Source organism: Parabacteroides caeci, assembly GCF_023656795.1.
Classification (GTDB): Bacteria; Bacteroidota; Bacteroidia; order Bacteroidales; family Tannerellaceae; genus Parabacteroides; species Parabacteroides segnis.
Genome location: NZ_JAMOKT010000121.1, coordinates 1 through 8,104 on the forward strand (window position 1 = coordinate 1; position 8,104 = coordinate 8,104).

Annotated in this window: 12 protein-coding genes; 8 read left to right on the forward strand and 4 right to left on the reverse strand. The window is 38.6% G+C overall.

Annotation, left to right across the window (positions count from 1 at the left end):
- Nucleotides 1–72: 72 nt before the first annotated feature.
- Nucleotides 73–309, reverse strand: a complete 237-nt coding sequence (locus NBH15_RS28645) for a hypothetical protein (protein WP_250824166.1) — start codon at nucleotides 307–309, stop codon at nucleotides 73–75.
- A 542-nt stretch (nucleotides 310–851) separates the two neighbouring features.
- Here NBH15_RS28645 and NBH15_RS29465 point away from each other — a divergent pair.
- From NBH15_RS29465 to NBH15_RS28665, 5 genes are all read left to right on the forward strand, one after another.
- Nucleotides 852–1,124 (forward strand): DUF1016 N-terminal domain-containing protein, encoded by a 273-nt coding sequence (locus NBH15_RS29465; protein WP_350472310.1) that lies wholly within the window; start codon nucleotides 852–854, stop codon nucleotides 1,122–1,124.
- A 473-nt stretch (nucleotides 1,125–1,597) separates the two neighbouring features.
- Nucleotides 1,598–2,041, forward strand: coding sequence for an HU family DNA-binding protein (locus NBH15_RS28650; RefSeq protein WP_250824167.1), 444 nt, complete (start codon nucleotides 1,598–1,600; stop codon nucleotides 2,039–2,041).
- 51 nt (nucleotides 2,042–2,092) lie between these two features.
- Complete coding sequence (locus NBH15_RS28655; protein WP_007659354.1) at nucleotides 2,093–2,311, forward strand: hypothetical protein; 219 nt, start codon at nucleotides 2,093–2,095, stop codon at nucleotides 2,309–2,311.
- Complete coding sequence (locus NBH15_RS28660) at nucleotides 2,292–2,702, forward strand: D-Ala-D-Ala carboxypeptidase family metallohydrolase (protein WP_250824168.1); 411 nt, start codon at nucleotides 2,292–2,294, stop codon at nucleotides 2,700–2,702. Before NBH15_RS28655 ends, NBH15_RS28660 begins: the two co-directional genes overlap by 20 nt.
- Before the next feature lie 13 nt (nucleotides 2,703–2,715).
- Nucleotides 2,716–3,159, forward strand: a complete 444-nt coding sequence (locus NBH15_RS28665; protein WP_186961714.1) for a hypothetical protein — start codon at nucleotides 2,716–2,718, stop codon at nucleotides 3,157–3,159.
- A gap of 25 nt (nucleotides 3,160–3,184) precedes the next feature.
- On the opposite strand, the gene NBH15_RS28670 is transcribed toward NBH15_RS28665, so the two are convergent.
- From NBH15_RS28670 to trxA, 3 genes are all read right to left on the reverse strand, one after another.
- Complete coding sequence (locus NBH15_RS28670) at nucleotides 3,185–3,754, reverse strand: YdeI/OmpD-associated family protein (RefSeq protein ID WP_186961715.1); 570 nt, start codon at nucleotides 3,752–3,754, stop codon at nucleotides 3,185–3,187.
- A gap of 5 nt (nucleotides 3,755–3,759) precedes the next feature.
- Nucleotides 3,760–4,575 (reverse strand): transglutaminase-like domain-containing protein, encoded by an 816-nt coding sequence (locus NBH15_RS28675; protein WP_082150452.1) that lies wholly within the window; start codon nucleotides 4,573–4,575, stop codon nucleotides 3,760–3,762.
- A gap of 171 nt (nucleotides 4,576–4,746) precedes the next feature.
- Complete coding sequence (gene trxA, locus NBH15_RS28680) at nucleotides 4,747–5,241, reverse strand: thioredoxin (protein WP_128134941.1); 495 nt, start codon at nucleotides 5,239–5,241, stop codon at nucleotides 4,747–4,749.
- Nucleotides 5,242–5,582: 341 nt separating this feature from the next.
- On the opposite strand from trxA, the gene NBH15_RS29275 reads away from it, so the two are divergent.
- Genes NBH15_RS29275 through NBH15_RS28690 form a run of 3 tightly spaced genes read left to right on the forward strand, consistent with a single transcriptional unit; the run spans nucleotide 5,583 to nucleotide 8,025 of the window.
- Nucleotides 5,583–5,717 carry a hypothetical protein gene (locus NBH15_RS29275; RefSeq protein ID WP_255419980.1) on the forward strand — a complete coding sequence of 45 codons (135 nt, stop codon included), beginning with the start codon at nucleotides 5,583–5,585 and terminating at the stop codon, nucleotides 5,715–5,717.
- Nucleotides 5,717–6,748 (forward strand): glycoside hydrolase family 130 protein, encoded by a 1,032-nt coding sequence (locus NBH15_RS28685; protein WP_122328208.1) that lies wholly within the window; start codon nucleotides 5,717–5,719, stop codon nucleotides 6,746–6,748. The genes NBH15_RS29275 and NBH15_RS28685 overlap by 1 nt, the downstream gene beginning before the upstream one ends.
- Nucleotides 6,745–8,025, forward strand: a complete 1,281-nt coding sequence (locus NBH15_RS28690; RefSeq protein ID WP_250824169.1) for a glycosyltransferase — start codon at nucleotides 6,745–6,747, stop codon at nucleotides 8,023–8,025. The genes NBH15_RS28685 and NBH15_RS28690 overlap by 4 nt, the downstream gene beginning before the upstream one ends.
- The last annotated feature ends 79 nt before the right edge of the window (nucleotides 8,026–8,104 follow it).

The following is an 8,104-nucleotide window of genomic DNA, read 5'->3' on the forward strand; positions in this document are numbered from 1 at the left end:
TATCTGACAACAAATGTAGACAGCGACCTGTTACACGAGGATCTGTCACTTCTGAAAAATAATTAGAGGTATTCATTTTGCAATGATAAACTTTTTAGAGGAATTTTGGTGCGGTCGCCCTGCGTCGGCATCGGCAATTATTATCATACCTTTTGCTTCAGCTTCTTTTTGTATTATTAAAGCTTCCGCATTCGCTTTCGCTTCTTTTCTTATTTGAGTTGGTTTATACAATGTCCCAATAGCAGAACTCACTGTTTCGATAAGTTTCTCCAGAGGCTTTCCTTCTGTTTTAATAATATTAACTTCCATTATTTTGTATTTATTTAATTAGCTCTTTCATATCAACCTGCAAAATCTCAGCTATCTTATGAAGCATTGGTAGGGATAGTTGGCTGCGGTTGCAAGCGTTTAAAGTTCTTACCGAGTTTTTCTGCTAACCACGTCTACTTGATGCCCTTTTCGTTTAGTACCTCTTTATCTGATTATTTTGCATCTCAACGTCTATTATAGTCCAAATATAAGATATATTTTTGGATAATTATAAGTAAACAGTGAATTTACTAATGCGTAACTAACTAAAACTTTGCTTCAAACGACCTATATGTTATAGAAGCGGAGTTTTTTGTTTGAAACCTGCTACTAAACAGGTAGCGGATTCGCAACAGAAAGTCTTCGTAATACCACAATATTCTGCTTTTTTGCTACTTGGCAAGGAAGTGTGATATAGTGTATATTGCATCACTTAATCAGTAAGTTACACTGTTTTGTCAGTTTCTGCTTTCAGGGGATATAATTTAGAAACTAACTTGGTACAATTAGAATGTGTTTGTTTTCAACTCTCGGATTCTCGTATGGCAATTTGCGGAACTTCAGACAGTTCTACCTTATCTATCAACCCAAAGATTTGCTACATAATGTGTAGCAAATTGACATGGAGTTACAATGGGTTGAGAATGAGGGTGAATGATGCTAATGCACATTGCTTCTACCTAAAAGAAGCTACCCAGCAGTCATGGAGCGTTCGCCAATTGGAGCGTAATATCAATACATTATATTATCAGCGACTCTTATCGTCAAAAGATAAAAGCGGAATAGACGGAATAATTTTCATTATTGAGATATAATTATGAACTTGTAATGTGATTGTTTGCGGAGATTAATGTCTGTATTTGCCGTATAATATGCGGAGAATATAAGAGCTAATCTCCGCATACAGTATACTGGCATCACTTGTTTTCTATAAATGACTTATATTCTGTTATTCGATACCCTCTCGGGTATTTATTACGTGATTATATTAAAAAGAGTACCCGAAAGGATATCAAATTTGTTATGAGAAGTCATTAAATAACCTAAATCTGTCCCTAAGAATCTCACGTAATAATCATTATTTTCCTGATAAACGTTAAATAAGAATCTGAATCTATCAGTGTGATGGTTCGTGAAAAATGGTATTTTAAGATTTTGGTTGTTCCTAAAGTCTTATTATATATTGTTTTACATGATGCTCCCGTGCCGATCTTTGCATATATCCCTACCTGTACCTTTGTATCGTTCCCCTGGAAACAGTAGTATTAATCATTAAAATAGAAAAGCTATGACACTGAAATTTAGAAAGGTGCAGCGCAAGGTTCTTAGCGGTGACGATAAGGACAAGGTGAAGACTTATGCGATGGCGCGGTCGTCGAACTATTGCGATATGGATAAGTTGTGTGAATTGATCTCCAGCCGCTCGGCGATGTCGAGTGTTGATGTGAAGGCAATACTCGATTCGTTAAACTGGGCGATGAGCCTGGAGCTTCGTTCGGGTAGTATTGTACAGGTGGGTGAGTTCGGTAGTTTTCGTCTTTCGATTCGTTCGAAAGGTGCGGAGACGGCGGATGCTTTCAATGCTTCCCTGATAAAAAAGGCACGGGTGATATTCTCGCCGGGTACCAGTCTGCGCTGGATGAGTGAGATCGTGAAGTTTGAAGAGGATGAAGACACGAAACCTAAAAAAGAAGAAGGTTCCGGTGGAGATGACAGACCGGAGATTGAATAATTGAAAATGGGAAATTGAGGATTACTTGATTGAAAGAGGAAAGGGGAACGTATGAAAAAAAGACTGACTATTCAATTGGTAATGGCAATCCTGCTCGTAATGAGTGGGATTGTTCTTCTTTTCTCCGGTTTCTGGATTGCTCCGAAAGGGGAGATTCATAATAGTGTGCTGGTGGCTTTCGGGGAAACCTGCACATTTGCCGGAGCTTTGTTTGGAGTGGATTATTCGTATAAAATTAAATCGGTACAAAATGAAAGAGAGGATAAGTAGGAATTTTACCTGGGAAGAAATGACGTATAGCCGGGTGGCGGTGGAGAATGGGTTGCTGAATGAGCCGCCGTTTGAGGTGAAGCAGGCTATGATGGAGTTGGTGAAACGGTTGTTACAGCCGTTGAGGCTGGCTTATGGGAAGCCGATTGCGATCACAAGTGGTTACCGGAGTCCGGAGGTGAACAGGTTGGTGGGCGGCGTGCCTTCGAGCCAGCATGTGAAGGGGGAGGCTGCGGATTGTTATGTGCCTGATCCGAAGGAGTTGCTGGATGTGTTACTTTATTGTAAGTTACCTTTCGATCAGGCAATTCTTTATAAACGAAAGAAGTTCCTGCATTTGGCGTTTCGGGTAAATGGAGAGAATCGTTATCAGGTGATCATTAATAAATGAAGGGGGGATAGGTATGGATATGTGGGGTAGAAGTTTATTTGTTTTGGTTGGTTTGTTGGCTGTTTTGCTGCCCGGTTGTAGTGCCGGGCGGCGTAGTGTGCAACATCGGGAGATAAGGGAGGAGGTGCATAGTATTCATAGTGATAGTATGTTGTTAAAAAATCTGTATCAGGCTTCCCGCAATAAGGTGATCGATATAGAGCATATTGTGTTCGATAGCTGTCGGTTGAATGGGGTGCAGTCTGTTACTCATGTCGCTATTAAGGAACAGGGGGAGGAGGTGGTTGAGTCGATTGTTAGTTCTGGTTCTGTAGATGAGAACTGTTTTGCCGGTTCTGATTCTTTTCAGAAAGGTAGTACTGTGGAGTTTTCTTATCCCAAGCGGATGTTGGTGATTGGGGCGGTGTTGTTGGTTTGTTTGTTATATATAGGTCTTGTATTTAGAAAACAGAAGTAAAATTCGTACCTGCATTTTATTGGGATTAATAGTATTTTCCAATCCCCCCAAATCCTGTTATAATTTTATTTTCTTTCGTTTTATTGATAAAGTTGTTTAATCGTTTTTCAAATTCTTCAGGCCGTTTCCTGGCTGCTTCAATGTATGCAATTCGGATACGTTTATATGGGTCGGAAAAGTGTTGATAGTTTTTCCATGCTGTTTTATCTGCTTTCAATCTGTCAATTATATCATCTGGAAAAATAAAAGGGTCAGACAAAATAGCTCGTATTTTATCCTCAAATTTAGGGTGTATCATTTTATTTTCCAATAACCATTTAAGTCTTTCTTTGTTGGCTTGCGAGTATGTACTTTTAGGGTTTCTAGGCGTGAAGCGCTGAATTTTATGTTCTTTGTCAAGCGATTTTATCGTACTGTCAATCCATTCGAAACAAAGGGCTTCTTCAACGGCATCATTGTATATAATGCTTTTTTTACCTGATGATTTCTGAGGAAAGACAAACCAAATTTCATCTTTGGTTTCAAAGTTATCTGCTAGCCACTTTCTCCAATCTTCCCGATTTTCAAAGTACTTTATTTTATTCTCTGTTGTCATAATGGTTATCTTTTGGTAAACTCAATCGGTTCGATGTCATAATTTAGGGTTTTGATGTCGCAGTCTTCGTAATCTATCCCGTAACGCATCCTAACCATACCAAAATGCGGGCTGATATACGATGGGAAAGTCGGATCGACAGAACACCAACCAGCACCTTCTATATAGCATTCGGGCCAGGCATGGGTACTTTCGGCTTTCCATTCAGGGACATAGCAATATCCTACAGCAAAACGAGTCGGTATATTCATGTAGCGCATCAATGCGGTAAATACATTCGTGTATTCGCTACAAGTACCTTTCCTTGTCTGGATAACGGTATTGACATCTACGGTTCTGCAAATTCCTGCATCAATCTGTTTGGCAATGGAATCGGATGGTGATAAATAGGTATAAACAAATTTGAGAGCTTTCTCTATTATAATGAAGGTCTGCGTTTCATCCTTAAACAGTGTATCGGCAATTTGTCTAACGTGTTCGTTTTGTGCATCTATTAACGGGGTAGATTGTAAAAATCGGGCGATCTCTCTGTCGTATTCCCGTGATTTGTCATACTTGGCTTCTTTCATTTTAGCCAGTTTGCTTCCATCCAGGTAGGGATTGATAGTTGTGAGTGATATTTCGTAATTATCTCCGTTTTTCGAAATTTGTGTAATCCGCTGGGGATAACAGTCTATTGCTTTAATATCGGGCTTCTTCACTGTAAAGGTGAAATTGACGGTATCCTGATTAGCCAGGCGGAAGTATTTGGAATATGATTGTGCAAAAACTGATTGTGCAATAAACATACACATAATCAGCATAAATGGGTATTTACTCATGACGTTTCGTTTTATGATTTACAAACGATGACAAAGTTAGTAAATATTTAGATGTTATGAATAAACCTTTGGATGGGAAAATTTTCAGGTAGACTTGAAAAAAGTATCTTTTTTGAGAAGATTATCAAGTCTACCTGAAAATTTTTGTTGGTAGAGTAAGCGAAAAAAAAATTATTTTTTCAGTAAAATTGATTCTATCTTTTCCTTTAACTGATCTTTAGGCATTGCTCCCTGAAGCATTTGGGGTTTTCCTTCCATAGGGATGTATAGAAGGGCCGGTATTCCCTGAATGCCGAATGCCTGGGCCAACTCTGTTTCTTTATCTACATCGACTTTGTAAATGTTGATCTGTCCGGCATATTCTTTGGCAAGCTGTTCCAGTGAAGGAGCGATCATCTTACAGGGACCGCACCAGTCGGCATAGAAGTCGATGATGGCAGGTTTGTCTCCGAGATATTTCCACTCATTTGGATTTGCTTCATAGTTGTATATCTTTTTTAGGAAGTCCGCCTTTGTAATATGTACAGGTGCAGCTGCTTGCTTTCCTGTTACTTCCGTGGTTGAAGTTGTTTCATTACTGTTGTTTTTGGCTTGTCCTTTACAGGATACTAAAGTCATGAAACCTACAACTAAAACCAGTAATGTGAAGATTCTTTTTGTATTCATTTTATTCTATTTTGGTGTTGATAATTATTTCTACTATAAAATGTTTTTATATGAAATTATAATGCAAACATATATTCTATTATCTAATACAACAAGTTTCTAGTGGAAAATATTTTCATGGATAACATAGTTTCACAGAAATGACTTGATTCTACAGATTTGAAAGATTTATTGCCTATATCTTTTTAATGCATTAACACTTTGAGGCGAAACGTGCAATGTGAATTATAAACTCTTATAGTTATTAAAGAATAATACTTCAGCATATATAACAGAATGGAGTTTATTATCCGTAACTTGCAAAGAATAGAGTTTATAAATTTGCTGTAAAACAATGTGTTATGAAAGGTAAAGAGAGTAAGAAAGAAAAGAAAAAGGAAAAGTCTTCTGCTGACAAAGCAAAAACTCAGACTGACTACCAGCGTGAAAAGACGAGTAAGCAAGACAAAGGTTTTAATCTGATAACTAAAACATAATGGTAACCATCAAAAGAGAAGGTATTATTCTTGAATGTACTGATTTGAATTTTGAAAGCGAAAGTGTAATGAATCCGGCTGTGATAGCCGAAGAAAATACTGTACATATGTTATACCGTGCAGTAAGAGAAGGGAATTATTCAACTATTGGCTATTGCAGGCTGGAAGGACCATTGAAAGTGGTTCAACGAAATAAAGAACCTTTAATCAGTCCTGAATTTGATTATGAAAGCCAGGGAGTGGAAGATCCCAGAATAGTAAAAATTGGAGATGTGTATTATCTGACTTATACGGCCTATGATGGCATGAGTGCTGTCGGGGCATATGCCGTATCTGGCGATCTGGCTCATTTTGAAAAGAAAGGAGTGATCACCTCACAATTCACATTCCGGCAATTCAAAAGATTGATGATGTCGCATGAGCATCTGATTGGTAAATATTTTCGTTCGTATAACAAACGGGAATCTAAGACAAATTCTGGCAAGAAGATTTATCTGACGGATAAGAACGTAGTGTTTTTCCCGCGTAAGATTAATGGGAAATTTTATTTTATGCATCGTATCAAACCGGATATACAATTGGTTTGTGTGGAGAAGTTGGAGGATTTAACGACCAAATTTTGGACTGATTATTTCATTGACTTCTCCAACAAGATCCTTTTAAAACCCCAGTATGATCATGAAGCCAGTTATATAGGAGCTGGCTGTCCTCCGATAGAAACACCAGAAGGATGGTTGCTGATCTATCATAGCGTGTATGATACACCGGGCGGATATGTCTATTCAGCTTGTGCTGCTTTATTGGATCTGAATGATCCGTCAATAGAACTGGCGCGATTGCCTTATCCTTTATTTACTCCTGATACGGATTATGAATTGCTGGGTGTAGTGAACAGAGTATGTTTCCCGACCGGAACAGCCTTGTTCGATGACAGACTTTATATTTATTATGGGGCGGCAGATAAATGTATAGCTTGTATATCTGTGAAACTGCAAGAGTTAGTGAATGAATTAATAACCCATAAGAAATGAATAATATATTATGCATAACAACTTATCCTCCGCGGGAGTGTGGTATCGCTACCTTTTCCGCCGATTTGATCCGGACAATTCTTTATAAATTCGGGAACTCTTATTCATTTAAGGTGTGTGCGTTGGAATCGGACTCAGAGAAACACATTTACTCTGATAAGGTAAAATATACGCTGAATACTTCGGATGCCAATGATTATGCGGTCATTGGCAGGAAGATCAACCAGGATGCGGATACAAACCTGGTCCTGATACAACATGAATTCGGTCTTTATAAAGAACATGAGGATGAGTTTCTGCAATTTGTAAAATCTATAACAAAACCGGTTGTGATTGTTTTTCATACGGTTTTGCCGAATCCTGTTATTTCGTTAAAGAATTATCTCCGGGAGTTGGCTGTGGCCTGTGACGCTATTGTTGTCATGACGCAGATTTCCAAACGAATCTTGTTGCTGGATTATGGGATGGAGGAAGAGAAAATTAATGTGATCCCTCACGGAACGCATCTGGTTGCGCATCAGGATAAGCGTTTTTTAAAAGATAAATACCGGGTTTCGGGAAGAAGAGTTCTTTCAACATTCGGTTTGCTAAGTGCCGGAAAGAGTATTGAAACAACTTTGGAAGCTTTGCCTGCTATTGTAAAAGAGAATCCGACGGTTTTGTTTGTTGTCATAGGCAAGACGCACCCGACAGTCTTTAAAGAAGAAGGGGAAAAATACCGGGAAATGCTCAAAGCTAAAGTTTCTGAGTTGGGAATGACTGATCATGTCCGGTTTGTAAACTTTTATTTGGATTTGTCGACATTGCTTGAATATCTGCAACTAACAGATGTTTACTTGTTTACGTCGTGCGATCCTAATCAGGCAGTCAGTGGAACGTTCGTCTATGCATTAAGTTGTGGGTGTCCTATTATAGCCACTCCGATACCTCATGCATTGGAGCTTTTAAAGGATAATTCGGGAATCATTTTTGACTTTAAGAATCCGCTACAATTGGCTGAAGCAACAAACCGGTTATTGGCGAGTGAAAGCCTTCGGTCAAAAATGAGGATTGCCGGTTTGCAGAAAACGGCGGCTACTGCCTGGGAGAATACTGCCATTTTATATGCTTTATTGTTTAAAAAGGTATTAGAGGAGAAGGATGGATTGGATTATTCCTTGCCTCCAATAAATATAGCGCATATTAAAAGGATGAGCCGGAGTTTTGCTATGATCCAATTCTCGAAGGGTAATCGCAATGTCATCAATTTAAGGTTCATAGTGCTCTTTTGTAATTAGTTAGAGTATAGTTTTTACAATTGGGCCTTCCTTTCCTTGCTCGTGGAAACTTTCTTCCCGGTCTGATGGGCACCAAATG

Bases quoted from the DNA above. Each gene is read 5' to 3' on its own strand.
- NBH15_RS28690 (WP_250824169.1), top strand. From the start codon at position 6,745: ATGAATAATATATTATGCATAACAACTTATCCTCCGCGGGAGTGTGGT.
- NBH15_RS28670 (WP_186961715.1), bottom strand. From the start codon at position 3,754: ATGACAACAGAGAATAAAATAAAGTACTTTGAAAATCGGGAAGATTGG.
- NBH15_RS28660 (WP_250824168.1), top strand. From the start codon at position 2,292: ATGAAAGAGAGGATAAGTAGGAATTTTACCTGGGAAGAAATGACGTAT.
- NBH15_RS28665 (WP_186961714.1), top strand. From the start codon at position 2,716: ATGGATATGTGGGGTAGAAGTTTATTTGTTTTGGTTGGTTTGTTGGCT.
- NBH15_RS29275 (WP_255419980.1), top strand. From the start codon at position 5,583: ATGAAAGGTAAAGAGAGTAAGAAAGAAAAGAAAAAGGAAAAGTCTTCT.
- NBH15_RS28655 (WP_007659354.1), top strand. From the start codon at position 2,093: ATGAAAAAAAGACTGACTATTCAATTGGTAATGGCAATCCTGCTCGTA.
- NBH15_RS28675 (WP_082150452.1), bottom strand. From the start codon at position 4,575: ATGAGTAAATACCCATTTATGCTGATTATGTGTATGTTTATTGCACAA.
- NBH15_RS28645 (WP_250824166.1), bottom strand. From the start codon at position 309: ATGGAAGTTAATATTATTAAAACAGAAGGAAAGCCTCTGGAGAAACTT.
- NBH15_RS29465 (WP_350472310.1), top strand. From the start codon at position 852: ATGGCAATTTGCGGAACTTCAGACAGTTCTACCTTATCTATCAACCCA.
- trxA (WP_128134941.1), bottom strand. From the start codon at position 5,241: ATGAATACAAAAAGAATCTTCACATTACTGGTTTTAGTTGTAGGTTTC.
- NBH15_RS28685 (WP_122328208.1), top strand. From the start codon at position 5,717: ATGGTAACCATCAAAAGAGAAGGTATTATTCTTGAATGTACTGATTTG.
- NBH15_RS28650 (WP_250824167.1), top strand. From the start codon at position 1,598: ATGACACTGAAATTTAGAAAGGTGCAGCGCAAGGTTCTTAGCGGTGAC.